This window comes from Stenotrophomonas sp. CFBP 13724 (assembly GCF_014841975.1).
Classification (GTDB): Bacteria; Pseudomonadota; Gammaproteobacteria; order Xanthomonadales; family Xanthomonadaceae; genus Stenotrophomonas; species Stenotrophomonas lacuserhaii.
In genome coordinates, this window is the sequence record NZ_JACYUW010000003.1 from 296,827 (window position 1) to 317,136 (window position 20,310).

18 protein-coding genes are annotated in these 20,310 nt (G+C 63.4%); 4 read left to right on the plus strand and 14 right to left on the minus strand.

The features are described 5' to 3' along the window. Positions 1–37 precede the first annotated feature (37 nt). From IFT63_RS14815 to IFT63_RS14825, 3 genes are all read left to right on the plus strand, one after another. Positions 38–1,240 (plus strand): amino acid aminotransferase, encoded by a 1,203-nt coding sequence (locus tag IFT63_RS14815; RefSeq protein WP_042612128.1) that lies wholly within the window; start codon positions 38–40, stop codon positions 1,238–1,240. 136 nt (positions 1,241–1,376) lie between these two features. Next, positions 1,377–2,393: a class 1 fructose-bisphosphatase gene (locus tag IFT63_RS14820; protein WP_042612129.1), complete on the plus strand. Its 1,017-nt coding sequence runs from the start codon at positions 1,377–1,379 to the stop codon at positions 2,391–2,393. A 125-nt stretch (positions 2,394–2,518) separates the two neighbouring features. Continuing rightward, positions 2,519–3,226 (plus strand): 2OG-Fe(II) oxygenase, encoded by a 708-nt coding sequence (locus IFT63_RS14825; RefSeq protein WP_042612190.1) that lies wholly within the window; start codon positions 2,519–2,521, stop codon positions 3,224–3,226. 360 nt (positions 3,227–3,586) lie between these two features. Here IFT63_RS14825 and IFT63_RS14830 read toward each other — a convergent pair whose 3' ends face one another. After that, entirely contained in the window at positions 3,587–3,889 is a 303-nt protein-coding gene (locus IFT63_RS14830; RefSeq protein WP_042612130.1) for a hypothetical protein, read from the minus strand. A 533-nt stretch (positions 3,890–4,422) separates the two neighbouring features. Here IFT63_RS14830 and IFT63_RS14835 point away from each other — a divergent pair. Then, entirely contained in the window at positions 4,423–5,043 is a 621-nt protein-coding gene (locus tag IFT63_RS14835; RefSeq protein ID WP_249404485.1) for a CPBP family glutamic-type intramembrane protease, read from the plus strand. Between the two features lie 64 nt (positions 5,044–5,107). Here the strand turns inward: IFT63_RS14835 and IFT63_RS14840 are convergent, their stop codons facing one another. The 13 genes from IFT63_RS14840 to dnaN form a co-directional block, all read right to left on the minus strand. Then, on the minus strand, positions 5,108–6,220 hold the full coding sequence (locus tag IFT63_RS14840; protein WP_042612131.1) for a PA0069 family radical SAM protein: 1,113 nt from the start codon (positions 6,218–6,220) through the stop codon (positions 5,108–5,110). A gap of 347 nt (positions 6,221–6,567) precedes the next feature. After that, positions 6,568–7,311, minus strand: coding sequence for a pyridoxine 5'-phosphate synthase (locus IFT63_RS14845; protein ID WP_192084915.1), 744 nt, complete (start codon positions 7,309–7,311; stop codon positions 6,568–6,570). A 46-nt stretch (positions 7,312–7,357) separates the two neighbouring features. Next, complete coding sequence (gene cls, locus IFT63_RS14850) at positions 7,358–8,818, minus strand: cardiolipin synthase (RefSeq protein WP_192084963.1); 1,461 nt, start codon at positions 8,816–8,818, stop codon at positions 7,358–7,360. A 107-nt stretch (positions 8,819–8,925) separates the two neighbouring features. Beyond that, the gene (locus IFT63_RS14855; RefSeq protein WP_042612134.1) at positions 8,926–9,339 is read right to left on the minus strand and encodes a biopolymer transporter ExbD; all 414 of its coding nucleotides are present in this window, start codon (positions 9,337–9,339) and stop codon (positions 8,926–8,928) included. Between the two features lie 3 nt (positions 9,340–9,342). Further along, positions 9,343–9,768 (minus strand): biopolymer transporter ExbD, encoded by a 426-nt coding sequence (locus IFT63_RS14860; protein WP_042612135.1) that lies wholly within the window; start codon positions 9,766–9,768, stop codon positions 9,343–9,345. Positions 9,769–9,823: 55 nt separating this feature from the next. Continuing rightward, positions 9,824–10,582: a TonB-system energizer ExbB gene (gene exbB, locus IFT63_RS14865; RefSeq protein WP_042612136.1), complete on the minus strand. Its 759-nt coding sequence runs from the start codon at positions 10,580–10,582 to the stop codon at positions 9,824–9,826. Between the two features lie 87 nt (positions 10,583–10,669). Continuing rightward, the gene (locus IFT63_RS14870) at positions 10,670–11,227 is read right to left on the minus strand and encodes an energy transducer TonB (RefSeq protein WP_182656635.1); all 558 of its coding nucleotides are present in this window, start codon (positions 11,225–11,227) and stop codon (positions 10,670–10,672) included. A gap of 255 nt (positions 11,228–11,482) precedes the next feature. Beyond that, the gene (locus IFT63_RS14875) at positions 11,483–12,700 is read right to left on the minus strand and encodes a tetratricopeptide repeat protein (protein WP_192084917.1); all 1,218 of its coding nucleotides are present in this window, start codon (positions 12,698–12,700) and stop codon (positions 11,483–11,485) included. Between the two features lie 133 nt (positions 12,701–12,833). Beyond that, on the minus strand, positions 12,834–13,640 hold the full coding sequence (locus IFT63_RS14880; protein ID WP_101098165.1) for a M48 family metallopeptidase: 807 nt from the start codon (positions 13,638–13,640) through the stop codon (positions 12,834–12,836). Positions 13,641–13,746: 106 nt separating this feature from the next. Continuing rightward, positions 13,747–14,595, minus strand: coding sequence for a CPBP family intramembrane glutamic endopeptidase (locus IFT63_RS14885; RefSeq protein ID WP_192084918.1), 849 nt, complete (start codon positions 14,593–14,595; stop codon positions 13,747–13,749). Between the two features lie 69 nt (positions 14,596–14,664). Beyond that, positions 14,665–17,124 carry a DNA topoisomerase (ATP-hydrolyzing) subunit B gene (gene gyrB, locus IFT63_RS14890; RefSeq protein WP_182656596.1) on the minus strand — a complete coding sequence of 820 codons (2,460 nt, stop codon included), beginning with the start codon at positions 17,122–17,124 and terminating at the stop codon, positions 14,665–14,667. Between the two features lie 109 nt (positions 17,125–17,233). Next, entirely contained in the window at positions 17,234–18,328 is a 1,095-nt protein-coding gene (gene recF, locus IFT63_RS14895) for a DNA replication/repair protein RecF (protein ID WP_192084919.1), read from the minus strand. Positions 18,329–19,122: 794 nt separating this feature from the next. Beyond that, complete coding sequence (dnaN, locus tag IFT63_RS14900) at positions 19,123–20,223, minus strand: DNA polymerase III subunit beta (RefSeq protein WP_192084920.1); 1,101 nt, start codon at positions 20,221–20,223, stop codon at positions 19,123–19,125. Positions 20,224–20,310 lie beyond the last annotated feature (87 nt).

Consider the following 20,310-nt stretch of genomic DNA (forward strand, 5'->3'; position numbering starts at 1 on the left):
CGTGCTTTCTTCCTCCCCTTACCGAATGAGTACCGCCGTGTCCTTCTTTGCAAACGTGGAACTGGTCCCCGGTGACCCGATCCTGGGCCTGACCGAGGCGTACAACGCCGACAGCCGTCCGACCAAGGTCAACCTGGGTGTGGGCATCTACTACGACGAAAGCGGCCGCATTCCGCTGCTTCGCGCCGTCAAGCAGATCGAGCAGCAGCTCGCCACCGAAGCCAAACCGCGCGGCTACCTGCCCATCGATGGACTGCCGGCCTACACCCAGGCCACCCGTGAGCTGGTGTTCGGCAAGGATTCGCCGCTGCTGGCCGCAGGCCGCGTCGCCACCACCCAGACCGTGGGCGGCAGCGGTGCGCTGCGCGTCGGCGCCGAGCTGTTGAGGACGCTGCTGCCGCACGCCACCATCGCCATCAGCAACCCGAGCTGGGAAAACCATCGCGCCGTGTTCGGTGCGGCCGGCTTCGACGTGCTGGAATACAGCTACTTCGACGCCCAGACCCACGGCGTGGACTTCCCGGCGATGCTGGCCGACCTGCAGAAGCTGCAGCCGGGCACCGTGGTGCTGCTGCACGCCTGCTGCCACAACCCCACCGGTGCCGACCTGACCGTGGACCAGTGGAAGCAGGTGGCTGAGGTGCTGAAGGAACAGCAGCTGTTCCCGTTCATCGACATGGCCTACCAGGGCTTCGACAAGGGTATCGAGCAGGATGGCGCCGCCGTGCGCATCATCGCCGAGGCCGGGATCGACAGCTTCGTGGTCGCCAATTCGTACTCCAAGTCGTTCTCGCTGTATGGCGAGCGCGTGGGTGCGCTGTCGATCGTCGCCCCCAACGCCACCGAAGCCAAGGCCGTGCAGTCGCAGATCAAGCGGATCATCCGCACGATCTACTCCAGCCCGTCCAACCACGGCGCCGCGCTGGTGGCCGGTGTGTTGAACAGCCCGGAGCTGCGCGCGCTGTGGGAAGCCGAACTGACCGAGATGCGCGAGCGCATCCACGCCCTGCGGCATGGGCTGGTGGACCGCCTGGCCGCCCTGGGCGCGCCGGAATTCGCCTTCATCAACGACCAGGCCGGCATGTTTTCCTACTCCGGCCTGAGCCGGGTGCAGGTGGAAAAGCTGCGCGATGAGTACGGCATCTACGCCGTCGGCACCGGCCGCATCTGCGTGGCCGCGCTGAGCCAGAACAACCTGGACTACGTCGCCCAGGCCGTGGCCAACGTCGCCAAGGCCTGACCCGACAAAAAGGGGACGGGGGGGATTAAGTCGTTATCGGCTCGCACGCGCTGATAACGACTTAATCCCCTCCGTCCCCTTTTTTGCATCCGGGCGGCGACAATAGACGTATCTTTCCGTCGCTCGAGCCCTGTCCATGTCCCGTACGTCGTTGACCCGGTATCTCATCCAGGAACAGCATGCCGGCCGCATCAATGCCGACCTGCGCCAGCTGATCGCCGTGGTCGGGCGTGCCTGCACCAACATCTCCATCGCGGTCAGCAAGGGCGCCCTCGGCGGCGTGCTCGGCGAAGCCGGTACCGGCAACGTGCAGGGTGAAGCGCAGAAGAAGCTGGATGTGATCAGCAACGAGATCCTGCTGGAAGCCAATGCCTGGGGCGGTCACCTCGCCGCCTGCGCGTCCGAGGAAATGGACCATTCGCAGCCGGTGCCGGACATCTATCCGCGCGGTGATTTCCTGTTGCTGTTCGATCCCCTCGATGGCAGCTCCAACATCGACGTGAACGTGTCCGTGGGCACCATTTTCTCCGTGCTGCGCTGCCCGAAAGACGTCGAGTGCCCCAGTGACGAAAGCTTCCTGCAGCCGGGTACGGCGCAGATCGCCGCCGGTTACTGCATCTACGGGCCCAGCACCCAGATGGTGCTGACCGTCGGCCACGGCACCCATGCCTTCACCCTGGACCGCGAAACCGGCGAGTTCGTGCTCACCACCCAGGGCATGCAGATCCCGGCGGCCACCCAGGAGTTCGCCATCAACATGTCCAACCAGCGGCATTGGGAAGCCCCGATGCAGGCCTACGTGGCCGATCTGCTGGAAGGCAAGGAAGGCGCGCGCGGCAAGGATTTCAACATGCGCTGGATCGCCAGCATGGTGGCCGACGTACATCGCATCCTGACCCGCGGTGGCATCTTCATCTACCCGTGGGACAAGAAGGATCCGTCCAAGGCCGGCAAGCTGCGCCTGATGTACGAAGCCAACCCGATGGGCCTGCTGGTGGAGCAGGCTGGCGGCGCCGCCTCGACCGGGCGTGCGCGGATCCTGGACATCCAGCCGGACCAGCTGCACCAGCGCGTGCCGGTGTTCCTCGGTTCGCGCGATGAAGTCGCCGCCGCGGTGCAGTACCACCAGCAGCACGACGCCTCCACAAACTGAGTAGCAGGCGAGCTTGCTCGCCTGGCCGTTGCCTGGCCATCGGGCACGCCAACGCACATGTCCGTGGCGTGACAACCTCCGCGCCAGTGGGCACCATCAAGGGCCCGCTGGCGAAGGATGCAGGCATGCAGACGCAGGACCCGGTCGATTTCATTGAAGTGATCCACAACGCCGTACCTGCCGAAGCATGTGCGGCGATCGTGGCGCGATTGCGCGCAAGTGACCGCCTGCAACCGGGTGCGGTAGGCAGTGGTGTATTCCCTGAACTCAAGCGCAGCAAGGATCTCCGCATCAGCGGGCTGGCCGACTGGGCGGATGTTGAAAACGTCCTGCAGCAGGCCGTTTTCGGCGGGCTTTTGACTTATCTACGCCGTTATCCACAGGCTCTGATCGCGCCGCTGATGTTGCAGATCCAAGACAGCAACGGCCAGCCCAAGCGCCTCACCGCCGAAGATTTCCCCGACATGAGCCCGGCCGCGCTGTCGGATCTTGCACGCACCTGCCTGCGTCCGGGCGCGATCAACCTGCAATGGTACGCAGCAGGCGAGGGCGGTTATCCCTACTGGCATTGCGAGCTGTATCCGAAGGACGAGAAGGCGGAAACCCTGCACCGCCACCTGCTGTGGACGCTGTACCTCAATGATGAATTCGAAGAGGGTGAGACCGAATTTCATTTCCAGCAGCGCAAGGTCACCCCGCGCACCGGCAGCCTGCTGATCGCGCCGACCGCCTTCACCCATACCCATCGCGGCAATCGTCCGCAGGGCGGCGACAAGGTCATTGCCACCAGCTGGATCCTGTTCCAGTCCGCGCAGAAGCTTTACGGCGGCTAAGGTCCCCATTTCCCCGGGCGCTGAACGCACACGTGTCCACCTTTCCCTTGGCCGACATGTGCAGCGACGCCCGGGGAGATGAGGATTCTGGCAGCGAGCATCCTGCTCATGCGGGTGCCTTCCCTGTGGCGGTGCGTCCTCAATTCGATTGATGAAGTCGATATCGATTGGCGTTTCCTCTGCACGACACCTATCTTCCCGGACACGACGCGAGCTGCCTTTCAGAAAACGCTCATCCACGCTGACAGGTCGCACGGTGGGCGGGTGACGACCTGCCTCGGTTGGTGACGACCATTGGTCGTCACGCTCTTGCCGTTCCCTGACAGCCAGACCGCTGCGCTCGCCGAGCGTGGCTCGGCGCTACCCTGCCAGGTCCACGCGCAGCTGCAATCCCAGTGCGCGCAGCGCGCCCATCAACGTGCGCCGGCCGGACAACTGGCGACGCACCACCTCGACAGGCAACCCGCATTCACGCGCGATGGCACGCAGATTTTCCTCACCAGCGAGGTAAGCAATCGCCTCGCCGAGGATCTCTGCATCACCGTGGCTTTCGCCAATGCACGCGTTCAAGTACTCAATCACCGCCTTCGGTGTGCAGGGCCGGTCGAAGTGACCTGCCGCTTCCATTTCCGCATAGGACAACGTAGCGCGACCGGCCTTCATCCGAACGACCTGGTGATCGAGAAGGAGGACGCGTGCATGGGCTGCATGGACATCGAAAGGACCTCGCATGGCATGGGCCACCTGCGCCGAAGCGCGAGGTGGCGGGCGATGCGGGTTGGCGTACCGGACTACCTAAGAGCCAAAACCGGCGGATCGGGATCCCCGCGCACCGCCCGCCGTATGACCGGCAGTACAGTGCATTCTCCGCCGTGCCCGAGGGCTGCAACAGAGGTAATTGCTCTCAAGTGGTAACAGGACGCCAATCCCGGCTGGCACGTTCGGCACCAGCCCGGTCATCGTGCACAGCGGTGTGCACCTGCGTCCATGAGAAAAACTGCGAAGTGCGGTGGGCGTGCAGGTGTCGCCGCTGGCATGACTGTTGGACTGGAAGCACCTTCAGCATCGGCGCGGCCGGCATGATCTCACTGCATCATGTCCAACCAAGCACGGCGTAAGCGCTATGCTTGCCTTGGCCCGAGAGGGCCAAGGCTTCGGTAGTCAGGAACAACGTTGGAACAAGGATGCTCGTCTGCATGTCGTTGCGCTGGAAACCCGCAGAGACGCCTGAGAACTTCATATTCGTCGCGCTCATGTCAACCGTGGCAATTGGGGCCGCGCGTGTTGTTCTGGACGCTTTTGAGGTCTTTGGATCAAAGGCGATGACTGAGGCCCTGGCCTTTGCTGCTTGCATATGGATGTTCCCGCGCGAAGAGCGGGCTCGGTGGTCCGCTAAGCTGGTGATGGCTTTGGTTGCGCTCGGCCTGGTTGGCGGAGCTGCGTGGGTCGCGCTGGTTGCGTATCCAGCACGCAACGAGTCGACGCTGCTCACCTGGGATCAGATCCCTCTAGCGAACTATCTGCTAGGCGTTGTTACGAGCTGCGTTGTCGCGCCACTCTATGAAGAGAAAGTTGTACGGCATCTTCTGCAATCAGGTGCGTCTCATTACCTCGGAAAAATCTTAGGGACGCTTGCGGTATGCGCGCTGTTTGCTGCTGCTCACACCGAGGCAGTCTTCTCGTCGTTCTTGTTCGGGCTCTACGTCACCTTGGGAATCTTCCTCTTCAGGCTTGACACCTATCAGCGAGCCATCATTCACGGCATGGTAAATTTCGTCATCATGCACTGGGTGATTATTTATCCCAACATCCAGTGATGCTCTGGGCAGATCACCGGCAACGCTGGATTTTGTGCCGAGCCTCGCACGAGGTTGACTGCCGCTAGAACAACGACCCCTGCGGCGAATCCGCCTTCGGCGGCGCCGGCCGCTCGAACTTGGTGCAATCCAGCTTCGGCCAGTGGCTGTTCTGCGCATCGAACCCCAGTCGCCTGCGCGCCAGCTTGAAGCGGTTCGACAGCAGGTCCGCATACACGCCCTGGCCGCGCATGCGCGTGCCGAACTGGCTGTCGTAGTCCTTGCCGCCACGCAGCTGGTTGATGGTGCTCATCACGTGCGTGGCGCGGTCCGGGTAATGCGTCTCCAGCCAATCGCGGAACAGCGGCGCCACTTCCAGTGGCAGGCGCAGCAGCACGTAGCCGGCACTGGATGCACCGGCATCGCGCGCGGCTTCCAGCACCGCTTCCAGTTCGGCATCGTTGATCCAAGGAATCACCGGCGCCACCATCACCCCGACCGGGATGCCGGCCTCGTGCAGCCGGCGCATCGCACGCAGCCGTGCATGCGGTGCGGCCGCGCGGGGTTCGAGTTTCGAAGACAGATGCGGGTCGAGCGAGGTCACCGAAAAATGCACGCTCACCAGGTTCTGTTCGGCCAGCGGCGCCAGCAGGTCGATATCGCGCTCGACCAGTGCGTTCTTGGTGATCAACGAGAACGGGTGGCGGGTTTCCAGCATCACTTCGATCAGCTGGCGGGTCAGTTTGAACTTGCGTTCGATCGGCTGGTAGGAATCGGTGTTGATGCCCAGCGCGATCGGCTGCGGCACGTAACTGGGTTTGGAAAGTTCCTTGCGCAGCAGCTGCGCTGCGTTGGTTTTGGCGAACAGCTTGGTCTCGAAATCCAGCCCGGGCGACAGATTCAGATAGGCGTGCGAGGGGCGTGCGAAGCAGTACGAGCAGCCATGTTCGCAGCCGCGATAGGGGTTCACCGATTGGCTGAAGCCGACGTCCGGTGAATTGTTGCGGCTGATGATGCTGCGTGCGGTCTCGGCGCGCACTTCGGTGCGCAGGCGCGGGGCCAGGAACTCTTCGCTTTCTTCGGCTTCCCAGCCATCGTCCACCGCTTCGCTGACCGTGCTTTCGAAGCGGCCGGCGATGTGGGTGGTGCTGCCGCGGCCTTTGATGGCGACGTGGGGGATGGAATCGGGGCGACCCATGGGAATCTTCTGAGGTGAGTGCGATTAGTATTATTGCTAACCACAGGGTATGCAATGCGCTGGAATTCAGGTGGCTGTAGGCGTGGAGGGGGATGGGGGTTTGGCTTGCCCCCATGGTTATCCACAGGACATACGGTCATGCCGGGACAGGGCACAGGACATTGCAAGCCACGATGTGCGCAGCGCAGGGTAGGGGATTGCGGTCTCAGGGGGTGCGACGGCGCGGTAGTGACGGGCGCTGGCCGTCAGCAGTGTCGGGTTCACGGCCAGCGGCCGTCACTACCGGGGGGTCGGATTTCACGGGGCGGATGGTTTCCGCCGACCATGGGTCGGCGCTACCAAGGGAGTTACAGCAGGCTGATGTAGCTGCGGACCGTGGTGTCCAAGCCGTCGTACAGGGCTTCGCTGATCAGGGCGTGGCCGATCGAGACTTCCAGCACGCCGGGTACGCCGGTCAGGAAGGCGCGCAGGTTGGCCTGCGACAGGTCATGGCCGGCGTTGACGCCCAGGCCCACTGCCTGCGCGCGGCGCGCGGCGGTGGCGAACAGTTCCAGCATCGCAGTGGCATCGCCGGCGGCGTGCGCTTGGGCATACGGCCCGGTGTACAGTTCGATGCGGTCGGCACCGACATCGGCCGCGCTTTCCAGCAGTGGGTTTCCGGCGTCCACGAACAGGCTGACCCGGCAGCCCATCGCCTTCAGCGTGGCCACCAGCGGACGCAGGCGCTCGCTGTCGGCGGCGAAGTCGAAGCCATGGTCGGACGTCAGCTGGCCATCGCCATCGGGCACCAGCGTGGCCTGTGCAGGACGGGTGGCCTCGCACAGCGGCAACAGGCCCGGGTAGCCCTCGCGCGGCGGGGCGAACGGGTTGCCTTCGATGTTGAACTCCACGCCGCGCGTGGTGGTCAGCGCGGACAGCGCGTGTACGTCTTCGGTGGTGATGTGGCGGCGGTCAGGACGCGGGTGCACGGTGATGCCATGCGCACCGGCGTCCAGGCAGGCCTGCGCGGCACGCAGTACATCGGGGTCGTGGCCACCACGCGAATTGCGCAGTACGGCGATCTTGTTGACGTTGACGCTGAGGCGGGTCATGACGGCAGGCAGGACGGTGACAGAAGCGCGCAGTGTAGCGCTGCTGTCACAACAGCGGCGAGGCCAGCCGGGCGAAGGCTTCGGGCAGGCGGTGCCGCCACAGGCCGCGGTTGCGTTCGTTGTGGACGCGGGTGGCGCTGTCGAACTCATGGTCCAGGATGCCGGCCAGCTCGGCCACGCGGTCCTTGTCGCGCAGCAGCATGGACAGTTCGAAGTTGAGCCGGAAACTGCGATGGTCGAAGTTCGCCGTGCCGACGATGCAGACCTCGTCGTCGGCGATGAAGGCCTTGGTGTGCAGCATGCGCGGGCCGTATTCGTAGATCTTCACCCCCGCCTGCAGCAGCTCGTCGAAGTAGGAGCGCGCGGCCTGGGTTACGAACCACGAGTCGCTCATCTTCGGCACCAGCAGGCGCACTTCCAGTCCGCCCAATGCGGCCGATGTCAGCGCCATGCGTGCGGCTTCGCCGGGCACGAAGTAGGGCGTCACCAGCCACACGCGGTGCTTGGCTTCGTGGATCGCCGCCACGTGCAGGCGATGGATGGTTTCCCAACCGGAATCCGGGCCAGACACCAGCACCTGCGCATTGATGCTGCCGTCGTCGCGGCTCGGCGTTTCACGTGGCCACAGCCGCGCCTGGTCGAACTGCTGGGCGTCTTGCCCGCTGGCGTACAGCCAGTCTTCCATGAAGACCAGCTGCAGGCTGCGCACCACGTGGCCGCGCAACCGCATGTGCAGGTCGCGGTAGGCATTCGGGTCGCGCTGTTCGTTCTCTTCGTCGGTGATGTTGATGCCGCCGGTGAACGCCAGCAGGCCATCGATGACCACCAGCTTGCGGTGCGTGCGCAGGTTCAACCAGGGCCGCTTGAAGGGCTTGAGGAGCTGCCGTGGATGGAACCACACGGCCTCGCCACCGGCGTCCAGCAGCGGTTTGAGGAAGCGCGCACGGATGTTTCCGGCGCCCACCGCGTCCAGCAGCAGCCGGACCTGCACGCCGCGCTGTGCTGCGGCCACCAGTGCATCGCGCACGGCGGTCCCGGTGTGGTCCGGTTCGAAGATGTAGTACTCCAGATTCACGTGGTCGCGCGCTTCTGCAATCGCCTCCAGCAGGGCGGCATAGGTTGCCGCGCCGTCCACCAGCCATTCCACTTCAGTGGCGCTGCTCGGTGCCAGCCCGGTGGTGGCCTGGCCGATGGCCGCCAGTTCGGTGCAGTCCGCATCGGGTGGGCAGACGCTGCTGTAATGCTCCATGCCGGAACGCGAACGGCCGCGGCGCAGGCGTTGCCGTTTTACTTTCTGCGGGCCCAGCAGGTAGTAAATGAAAAGCCCGATGTACGGCAGCGCCGCCAGCGAAAGTATCCAGCTGAGCGTGGCCACCGGCTCGCGTTTCTGCAGCATGATCCAGCCGGTCAGGCCGATCAGGTACAGCACATAGGCGATCGCCAGGCCCTTGCCGAGGTGGGGAATGGCATCAAGCCAGTGTCGCAGCGCGTCGAAGAAGGCAATCATCGGCGGATGATACGCGAGCATGCGGGGCCGATGGCGCGCATAAAAAAACGCCCCCGTTTCCGAGAGCGTTTTCCAGTCGCGTCATGAGTGCGGACTGCGTGTAGCGTTTACTGCTGTACGAAACCGATCTTCTTCATCTGGGCGTTCTTCGAGGCGGCCAGGATCTTGGCCATCACGTCGTACTCCGAGTCCGGGCTCGCGTCGATCCGCAGTTCCGGCTGGTTCGTCGGGTCACGCTGGACCTCCTGTTCCATCCGCTGCTGCAGTTCGGTCACGGCGACCGGGCTGTTGTTCCAGAACACTTGGTTGCTCGCATCGACGCGCAACTCGACCGGCGGCGGCGGTTCAACCGTCACCGGGGGCGGGTTGAGCACACGCTGCGGCAGATCCACGGCGATCGGGTAGGTCATGATCGGCGCGGTCACGATGAAGATGATCAGCAGGACCAGCATCACGTCCACGAGGGGCGTGACGTTGATATCCGCCATGGGGCCTTTGCCACCACCAGAACTGAATGCCATGGCTTACTGCCCCTTCTCTTTGGTCGCAACGAAGCCGACGTCCAGCATGCCCTGTTCCTGCGCGACCTTGGTCAGCTCGTTGATGACGCGCATCTTGGTCGTGCGGTCACCACGCAGGTTCAACGGCGGCTGCGGGGTCTGCTGGGCCGCGGTGGAAAGGCGGGACTCAAGCGTCCCACGGTCGATTTCCTCATCGTTCCAGAAAATCGAACCGTCTTCCTTCACTGCCAGCGTGATCGGACCCTTACGATCATTGGCATCGTCCGGGTTCTGGATCAGGTTGGCTTCGGGCAGCTCGACCTTGACCTTGTGGGACATCAGAGGCGCCGTGATGATGAAGATGATCAGCAGCACCAGCATCACGTCCACGAGGGGCGTAACGTTGATGTCGGCCATGGGGCCGCCGCTGTTACCACTACTGAAAGCCATAACGGGCTCCGTCTAGATCGGTGTGAACTACCTTCGTGCCGGGTACAGCGCGTCCTTAGCGGACGCGCGAACCGGTAGCGAAGAAGTCGTGCAGGTCGTGCGCGAAGGTATCGAAACGGCTGATGGTCGCGCTGTTGATCTTGCTGAAGAAGTTGAAGGCGAACACGGCCGGGATAGCCACGAACAGGCCGATCGCGGTCATGATCAGCGCTTCACCCACCGGGCCGGCAACGGCGTCGATGGAGGCCGAACCGGTTGCACCGATCTTGATCAGCGCGCCGTAGATGCCCCACACGGTACCCAGCAGACCGACGAACGGAGCGGTTGCACCGACGGTGGCCAGCAGGGTCATGCCCGACTGCAGCTTGTTGCTTTCGCGGGTCACGGCCTGACGCAGGGCGCGATCGACGAACTCCGAACGGCTCAGGGTCTCACCCAGGCCACCGGTTGCGCCGCCTTCGGCACGCTGGTGGTGGGCGGCAGCCTGTGCGGCGTCCAGGGCGATCTTCGAGAAGGGCTCCGAAGCCGGCTGTTCTTCCATCGCACGGATGGCGTCCTGCGCGTTCGGGGTATCCCAGAACAGGCTGGTGACCTTGTCGGCAGCAGCCTTCAGGCGGCTGGCGCGGAAGATGTTGATCACGGTCCAGTACCAGGACATGGCCGACATCACGATCAGGGTGATCAGAACCACCCAGGAGACTGCGAAGTCGCCCGGCTGGCTGGTCATTTCATGGATGAGGTGCTCGAAGCCCATCTGCGACAGGGCGTTGGAGTTGCCCCCGGCAGCAGCGGCGATGAAAATTTCCTGCAGCATGACGCTTACCTTTGTTGTGTGTGGTGTTGAAGGGTGTAGCTAATCATAAGAGCCATCAGCGGGGTGGCCCTGCGGCCACCCGGTGCATCAGCTCAGAGCAAAATTGACCGGTACGCGTACGCGGCCCGCGGCTTTCTTGCCGCCCGACTCGGCTGCGTTGAAGCGCCACTTGCGTGCAGCTTCCATTGCAGCGCGATCCAGGTCGCGGTTACGGCTGGATTTCTCGACCGTGACATTGGTGACGTTGCCTTGGGCATCGACATCGATGATCAGGATCACTTCACCCTGGATACCAGCGCGGAATGCTGCCGGCGGGTAACGCGGGGGATTCATGTTCTTGGACGAGATATCGACGCTGGCCTCGATGGAGGTCGGCGGTGCCGGCGGCGCGGGCGGCGACGGCGGGGTGACGATATCGTTCGGGCGCGGTTCCGGCACGTCGACGATCGGCGCCTGCGGCGGCGGCGGAACCGGCGACGGCTTCGGCGGCGACAGGTTCTTCACCGGCGGCGGCGGCGTCTCATCCGGCGGCGGCGGCGGCGGCGGTGGAGGCGGCGGCGGCGGTGCATCGACGATGGTCACCATCACGTTGCGCTCCTTCTCTGCAGCGGCCTTGGGGGCGACGGCAGGAATGAGGAGCATCATGAAGGCAGCCAGATGCAGTGCGATAACAAACGCGATGCCGAAGATGCGGGGCCAGCTCAGGCCCTTCTCTTCAGTTTCTTCGTAGCGGTGAAAGACTAGTTGTTCCGTCATGCGCCAAGAGCTCGATTGTGGGGCCGGGATACCCGGGGGCGGGATCCCTGATCAGCGGTGCATGACACCGCAGGAACCTCCAAGCTTATACCAATCCTGAGTGCCTGCGCACGCTTCGCGCAGGCATTCAGGCGTTATTCCTACTTACTTCAGGTTGATGATTTTGTCCGCATCCGCGGCGTTCTTCAGGCCACCCTTGGCCTTGGCCTGACGCGCTGCTTCCTTGGCCTGGGGAATCTTGCCCTCACTGTGCAGGACACGTGCCAGATTCAGGTAGGTTTCGCCAGTGGGCGACAGCGGAGCGGCTTTCTGCCACGCCTCGATCGCCTTGTCCACCTGCTGCGGTTCTGAGTAGTAGTAGGACTGTGCCAGTGCCAGGTAAACCTGGTGGTCCGGCTTCAGTATGCCCTTCTCGAGACCTTCGTTGATCACCGAGATTACTTCCTTTTCCTTGTTCTCGGTATTGGCGTAGATCGAATACAACTGCTTGTATTCGCGCTCGTCGGTCAACTGGCCCGAAGCACGCAGCTTGTCCATGACACCGGCGGCCTTGTCCATCTGGTCGGCCTGCATGTACATGTTCGCCAGGTTGAGCTGCGCCTTCTTGTCATTCGGATTCTTGGCGGCGACGGCCTCGGCGGCGCTCACGGCTTCGCCGGTCTGGCCGGCTTCGGCGTAGGCGGCCATCAGCAGCTGGTTCCACTGGTCCTTCGGCTCCGGCGAGGCAGCGATCGCTTCCTTCAGCACCGGAATCGCTTCCTGGTAGCGCTCCAGCTGGTACAGCGCCTGGCCCTTGGAAACCAGTTCCTCGGGCTTCTTCGAACCGCTTTCAGCGAAGTACTTGTCGATCAGGGTCAGGCCCTGGGCCTGCACGGCCTTGTCGTCATCCTGCAGCTGCAGCTGGGCCAGCATCAGCATCGACTGGAAGTGGCCGTTGTTGTCCAGCGCGTTGGCGTCCAGCACCTGCTGCAGGTAACGCTTGGAAGCGGCGACGTCGTCCTGCTGGTAGGCCGCCTGCGAAGCGAGCTGGGCGGCGAGCGCCTTGTCGTATTCGTTGGCGGCGCTGTTACCCAGGATCGCAGTGGCCTCGGTCAGCGTTTCCGGGAACTTCTGCTCGTTGTAGCTGTCTACCAGCTTCTGCAGTTGCTTGCCGAGCTTGGGCGAGGACTTCATGCCCGGCTCTTTACGGGTCGCGTTGGGGAACAGCACTTCGGCCGCAGCGGCCTTGCTGCTGCCACGACGCTCGCGCTGTTCCGTACGGTCGGCCGAACGCGTCTGCGCGGTGGCCTCGGCGATCACGGCACCGCTGACAGTGGTCGCAATCAGCATGGTCAGCAGGGCTTGCTTGGGGTTACGGAGCATATCTTTCACCTCGATCAGACCGCGTAGCGGCAGCAATGACGGACGTCAGAAAAATCTGAGCCGCCAAACGTATCAGAATTATGCGACCTGAGAAATCGTTTCCTGTGCTGCATCACAGCAAATTAACGGATATTCAGCTACAGCGTGGTTTGCGTCCCGCCGCCTGCGCTTGTTGGAACACGCCTTGCAGGCCGGGTGCATCGCGCTGCAGTTCACGGATCCGATTGGCCGGATCCGGATGGGTAGACAACCATTGCGGGCTGCGGCCACCACTGGCGGCCATCATGTTCTGCCACAGGTTCACCGCTTGGGCGGGATCAAATCCGGCCTCGGCCATCAGTTTCTGGCCGACCACGTCAGCTTCGCTTTCCTGGGTACGCGAACCGGGTAGCAGGAACAGCGTCTGTGCGCCCATGCCGCCGAATTGGTTCACCGCGCTGGCCGCCGTTTCACCATAGGCCGCGCCTGCAAGCGCGCCGACCACCGAAAGACCCGTCTGTGCGCCCATCTGGCGAGTGATGCGCTCTTCATGGTGGCGCGCGATGACGTGACCGATTTCATGGCCGATGACGGCCGCCAGCTGGTCCTGGTTCTTGGCCACGGTGAAGATGCCCGAGTTCACCCCGACCTTGCCGCCAGGCAATGCGAAGGCGTTGGGTTCGCTGTCGGCGAACACCGCCGTCTCCCAGCGCACGCCCCGGTACTGCGAGGGCAGTTGTGCGACCAATGCATTGACCACGCATTGCACGTAGGCGATCTGCCTGGCGTCGGTGCTGATTTTTTCCTTCTGCTTGGTTTCAGCAAAGGCTTGCGCGCCCAACTGGTCCAGCTGGGCCTGCGAAACCCCGCCGACGACCTGGCGGCGCCCGGTGGGCGAGGTGGTCGTGGCGCACGCACTCAGCAACGCAGTAATCGTAAAAGCCAGCAGCAGTCGTTTCATGGATCGGATCCCCGTGTTCATACAGGGAGTGTCCACTCAAACGGCTTAAGTTTTCGTCAATCCAGTCAGCGCATGTCACGCATGCGCTGCGGATTGCGGCACGTTTTCAGGTCGCGCCGAAGACCATCAACAACGTCATCGCAACCGCGTTGTTCAACGCATGCGCCCCGATCGGTGCCCAGAGCGTGCCGGTGCGCTGGTACAGCCAGCAGAATGCGGCGCCCATGCCGCCGTAGATCAGCCAGAGTTGGGCGATTTCAGCCGGCCCGTTGCCGCTGGTTCCGGGAATCTCATGGACCAGTGCGAATGCAAGGCTGCTCAACAGCACGCCGAGCCACGGCTTTCCGGCCTGCCATAGACGCCCGAACAACACGCGGCGGAACAACAATTCCTCGTACGCGGGCGCCAGCACCACGGCGAACAACGCCAGGAACACCGGGAATTGCGCTGCAGCGCTGCTCATCAACTCAAGGTTGGTGGGGACCGGCTCGATACCGGCCCGCTTGGCCAGAAAGCCGATGCCGTTGCTGCCGATGATGACCAGTGCCGCCACCCATAGTGTCCAACCCCAGGTGGACGGTCGGCCCAGAGCGCGCTTGGAGGTTTCACGTTCGGCAGGCGTGGCACGACGACGCCAGAAGTACAGGATCAGCGCTGCGCCGCCGGTGGCGAACAAGGCCATCAGGATCTGTGCCAGCGCGCCGGGTTGGCCGAGCTGGGTGGCGATCGAATCCGGACTCGGCGCTGGCGCACCGTTGGCGGCCAGTTCCGCACCGACCCGCATGCCCTGCACCGCGCCCCACAGCAGTCCAGCAAGCAGGCTCAGGCCGAACAGGATGAGCGCCGCCAGTCCCAGGTCGATCAGGAAACCGGCCACCGGTGAGCCGGCGGCACGCGGTTGGGGCGCGGAGGCGCCGGGAAGCGGTGGCGGTGGTACCGGGGTGACTGTCGACATGCGCATCCTGCAGCAGAAGGAGAAACGCCGGCGCCACGTTGATCCGGGCGCCGGCAACCTTCGATTGTGTCAGATATCCAGATTGGCGACTTTCAGCGCGTTGTCTTCAATGAAGTCACGACGCGGTTCAACCACGTCACCCATCAGGGTGCTGAAGATCTGGTCCGCAGCAACCGCATCTTCGATGCGTACCTGCAGCAGGCGACGGGTATCCGGGTTGACCGTGGTGTCCCACAGCTGCTCGGGATTCATTTCGCCCAGACCCTTGAAGCGCTGGATCTGGCGGCCGCGCTTGGCTTCCTCGAGCAACCACGCCTGTGCCTGGGCAAAGCTGGTCACTTCGATCGATTTGGCACCGCGATTGATGGTGGCGCCTTCGCGGACCAGGCCATGCAGCAGGTTGGCCGCCTGGTAAAGCGCGCGCAGTTCGCCGCCGTCGAACGCGGCAAGCGGCAGCACCTGGATGTGCTCTTCGCCCATGTGGCGACGGGTCACCAGCACGGCTGCCGGACGCTGGTCGTTCGGTTCCTGCAGTTCCAGGCTGAAGCGCGCCGAACCCAGGCTGCCCTGGTTGAGGCGGGCAGCCAGTGCATCCAGGCCTTCACCGGCCGGTGCGTTGCGCAGGTGCTCCAGGTCCATCGGAATGAAATCGACGAGCGATTCCAGCAGCTGGCGATCGTAGCGGTGCGCGTTGCGCGAAATCGCTTCGAGTGCGCCGGCATAGCTCAGCAGCAGTTTTTCCAGATGGACGCCGTCGATCGGCGGTTCGCCGGCAGCCGGCACCAGCGCGGCATTTTCCACCGCGCTGCTGGCCAGGTAACTGTCCAGTGCCGGGTCGTCTTTCAGGTACAGCTCGGTCTTGCCCTGCTTGATCTTGTACAGCGGCGGCAAGCCGATATAGACATAGCCGCGTTCGATCAACTCAGGCATCTGACGATAGAAGAACGTCAACAACAGCGTACGGATGTGCGCGCCGTCGACGTCGGCGTCGGTCATGATGATGATCTTGTGGTAACGCAGCTTGTCCGGGTTGTACTCGTCCCGGCCGATACCCGTGCCCAGCGCAGTGATCAGCGTGCCGACCTGGTCGGAGGCCAGCATGCGGTCGAAGCGCGCGCGTTCCACGTTGAGGATCTTGCCGCGCAGCGGCAGCACGGCCTGGTTCTTGCGGTTGCGACCCTGCTTGGCCGAGCCACCTGCCGAGTCACCCTCGACGATGAACAGTTCGGACAGTGCCGGATCCTTTTCCTGGCAGTCGGCGAGTTTGCCCGGCAGGCCGGCGATGTCCAGAGCGCCCTTGCGGCGGGTCAGGTCGCGGGCCTTGCGGGCGGCTTCGCGCGCACGCGCGGCGTCGACGATCTTGCCGGCGATGGCCTTGGCTTCGTTCGGGTTTTCCTGCAGGAACGCTTCCAGACGCTGGCCGAATGCGTTTTCCACGGCCGGACGGACATCCGAGCTGACCAGCTTTTCCTTGGTCTGGCTGGAGAAGCTGGGATCGGGCACCTTGACCGACAGCACCGCGATCATGCCTTCGCGCATGTCATCGCCGGTCAGGTTGATCTTGGCCTGCTTGGCGATGCCGTTCTGTTCGATGTAGTTGTTGAGCACGCGCGTCAGCGCGCCGCGGAAGCCGGCCAGATGGGTGCCGCCATCCTTCTGCGGAATGTTGTTGGTGAAGCAGTACATCGTTTCCTGGTAGGAATCGGTCCACTGCAGCGCCACTTCCACGGTGATGCCGCTGTGTTCGCCCACGACCGAGATCACGTGCGGATGCAGGGGGGTCTTCAGCTGGGCAAGATGCTCCACGAAGCTGGCGATCCCGCCTTCGTAGTGGAAATCGTCGCGACGACCTTCTCCGCGCTGGTCGATCAGCACGATCTTGACGCCGGAGTTGAGGAACGAGAGCTCGCGCAGGCGACGGGCCAGGATGTCGTAGTGGAACTCGACGTTGTCGTGGAATGCCTTGGTCGACGGCCAGAATCGCAGCGTGGTACCGCGCTTGGTGCTGGCTTCAACCTGCTGAAGCGGCATCACGGCGGCGCCGTCGGCATATTCCTGGTGGTAATGGAAACCACCCTGGTAGATATCCAGGGTCAGCTTCTGCGACAGCGCGTTGACCACGCTGACACCCACGCCGTGCAGGCCGCCGGACACTTTGTAGCTGTTGTCGTCGAACTTGCCGCCGGCGTGCAGGACCGTCATCACGACCTCGGCTGCCGAGACTTCGCGATCCAGCTTCCTGCTCATCTGCTCATGCTTGCCGGTCGGGATACCACGCCCGTTATCCGACACGCCGACCGAGCCGTCTGCATGGATCGTCACCGAAACGTGGTCGGCATGGCCCGCGAGCGCCTCATCGATCGAGTTGTCGACGACTTCGAACACCATGTGGTGCAGGCCGGTGCCGTCGTGGACATCGCCGATGTACATGCCGGGGCGCTTGCGGACGGCCTCCAGGCCTTCCAGCGCCGTAATGCTGTTGGCGTCGTAGGTGCCGCTGTTTGCAGGGGTGTTCTGTTCGTCAGTCATTGCGCTCGCCGTAGGCTCCGCAGGTCGGGCGCCAACGAATGGCGCGCCGAGAAAGAGGGGGTGTTCCAACCTGAATTATACCAGCCGGGCAGGTGTACCCCGGGGACCACTATGGCACACCCGTGACAAGGCCATGTTCCACGTGGAACCGCGCGATATCGGTGCGGTCCAGCAGCGGCACGGGGGTCTCGGTGGCGGTGATGAATATCTGCGCCGGACCTGCCAGCAGGCGATCCAGGACCCGGCCTTGGTGGTTGCGATCCAGCTCCGACCCCAGATCATCCAGCGCTATGACTGGCCAATGCCCGCGCTCCACCGCATAGTCTTCGGCCTGCGCCAACAGGCAGGTGAGGGCGGTAAGCTTCGCTTGCCCCCGAGACAGCGCATCTCGTCCGGGGATACTCCCGAAACCGACGCTCCAGTCCGCACGGTGCGGGCCAACCGAGGTATAGCCGGCCTGTCGGTCACGTTCGCGCGCGAGCAGCAGCGCATCGGCCAGCGAAACCTCGTGCCGACGCCACCCGGGGCTGAGCGTCATCGACTGCACGTCCAGCTGGGGGGCGAGCGCGGCGGCAAGTTCCACGGCCCGCACCTGTAGCCGCTCCAGATAATGGAGACGGCGGCTGGTCAACGGTTCGCCGGCCTCGGCGAGCTCGTGGTCCCAAGTGTCCAGCATCCGCGGCGAGCCGCCTTGCTTGAGCAGCGCATTGCGCTGCTTCAGGGCCCGCGAATAGCGTCGCCACAGAGAAAGGAAGTCCGGTTCCACGTGGAACAAGCCCCAATCCAGGAATCGGCGACGGGGTTCGCCGCCGCCGCTGACCAAGGCGTGGCTGCCGGGTTCAAAGGTCACCACCGCCAAGGCCGCGCACAGATTTCCCAGCTGCGCGACGTCTTCACCGTCCAGACGGCCTTTCCAGTCCTGCCCGGAATGACGAAGACCGGCACGGCGGCGTATTTCGCTGCCCTCGGCGTTCGATTCGTCCCATTCCACGAAGATTTCCAGCGAGTCCTGTCCCTGGCGGATCAAACCGTCGCGAACCCTGCCGCGGAAGCTGCGCCCGTAGGCCATCAGGTGCAGTGCTTCCAGGACGCTGGTCTTTCCGGCGCCGTTCTCGCCGGTCAGCAGGTTGATGCCAGGCTGCGGCAACAGTTCTGCCGCGTCGAATCGACGGACCTGGTGGAGGGAAAGACGGCGGATCTGCATGGAGGGACGCGGCCGGAACCGACGGTGCGGGAAGTTGAGCGATCTGCCAGCTTACTGCATCGGTCAAGTGCTCCCCTCAGGCGGCGGCGTGAAGCCACGGCGCGCCCTGTGGGGGGCCGGCATCGGCTGCGTTCTACGGGTCTGAGCCCGCGACGCCCACCAGATATCAAAAAATCCAAGGCCGTCCCCCGAGACGGTTCCACGTGGCGGGGCTGAAATCCTTGAATTCTGCCGGACCCCAGCCCACGGCCCGTCTCAGATTTCAAAGAATCAACACCATCCCCTAAGCCGGTCGGGAAAACCTCTGGATGACTTATACACAACCACTGGGCAATCTGTGGATAAAAAACGCACTTCAAGTCGGCCTGAATTCTATCCACAGGTATTCCCCCAGCCCGACCCCCTATTTGAGGGGGGGTTTCGAGGCCAATAAACCCTTTTAAATCAATTACATAACCTAGTTATACATGAAATCTGGCCCTACCATCACCACCATGCTTTAGATTTATACCCAGATTTAAAAGCTTGGCAGACCCTCCGAAGAGGCCCGGGAGGGGTGTGGATAGCCGTCTACAGTGCAGGGCAACGCAAGCGGCGGCGACGGCCCAGATTCATTGAACATCCCGGATCTTGCCGGCGGCCGATCGGCGTTCAATGACAGCTGCCTCGAACCTGACGGCAGCTATTGAACGTCTAATCCCAGCAACCCGTTCCAACGACGATGCTCCACGTGGAACAACAAAAAAAAACGCCCGAACCAGTCGGGCGTTTCCTGTTCCACGTGGAACCGAGCGTCAGAGACGCAGCGGCATCACCACGTGACGCGACTTTTCGCTGCTCGCTTCACGCACCAGCGCAGAGGAGTTCGAATCGCGCAGCTGCACGATGACGTACTCATCGCGCAGTGCCGAAAGCGCATCCAGCACGTAGTTCACGTTGAAGCCGATAGCGAGGTCGCTGACGGTGGTCTCGGCCTCGATCTCTTCCTGGGCTTCTTCCTGTTCCGGGTTGTGCGCGCTGATCTTCAGGTTGCCCGGCGAGACTTCCACGCGGATGCCGCGGTACTTCTCGTTGGACAGGATCGCGGCACGCTGCAGCGAGGCACGCAGGGCTTCACGATCCACCTTGACCTCACGGTCGGCACCGATCGGAATCACGGCCTCGTAGTCCGGGAAACGACCGTCGATCAGCTTCGAGGTGAAGGTCACATCATCGCGCTTGACCCGCACGTGGCTGCGGCCGACTTCCAACTCGATCTCGCGATCTCCGCTTTCCAGCAGACGCTGCAGCTCGGTGACGCCCTTGCGCGGCACGATGATCTGGCGCTTGGAACCGCTGGGCTTGGCCAGATCGGTTTCGCACAGCGCCAGGCGGTGTCCGTCAGTGGCAACGGTGCGCAGCGTATCGCCGCGCAGGTCGAACAGCAGGCCGTTGAGGTAGTAGCGCACGTCCTGCTGGGCCATCGCGAACGCGGTGCGCTCGATCAGTTCCTTCAGGGTGGCTTCGCCGATCGCAACGCGCTCGGTGGCTTCCACTTCGTCCACCGACGGGAAATCGTTGGCGGGCAGGGTTGCCAGGGTGAAACGGCTGCGCCCGGCCTGCACGGTGATCTTGTCACCGGTCTGCGAGACGGTGATCCGGCTGCCATCGGGCAGGGCGCGGATGATCTCGAAGAGCTTGCGGGCGGGAATGGTGGTTTCGCCGTTCTCGGCGTCTTCAACTGCGATCCGCGACACCATTTCCACTTCCAGGTCGGTACCGGTCAGCGAAAGCTGCCCGTCGTGCACCTGTACGAGGAAGTTGGCCAGAACCGGCAAGGTCTGGCGGCGTTCGACCACATTGACGACTTGCGCCAACGGCTTGAGAAAGGCTTCGCGCTGCAGTGTGAAACGCATGTGGTTCCGTGCCCCTATGCTTTAAAAAATATGGGATAAATCAAAAGCTTGGTGGTGATGGTAGAGCCAGAATTCAGGGAAAACACA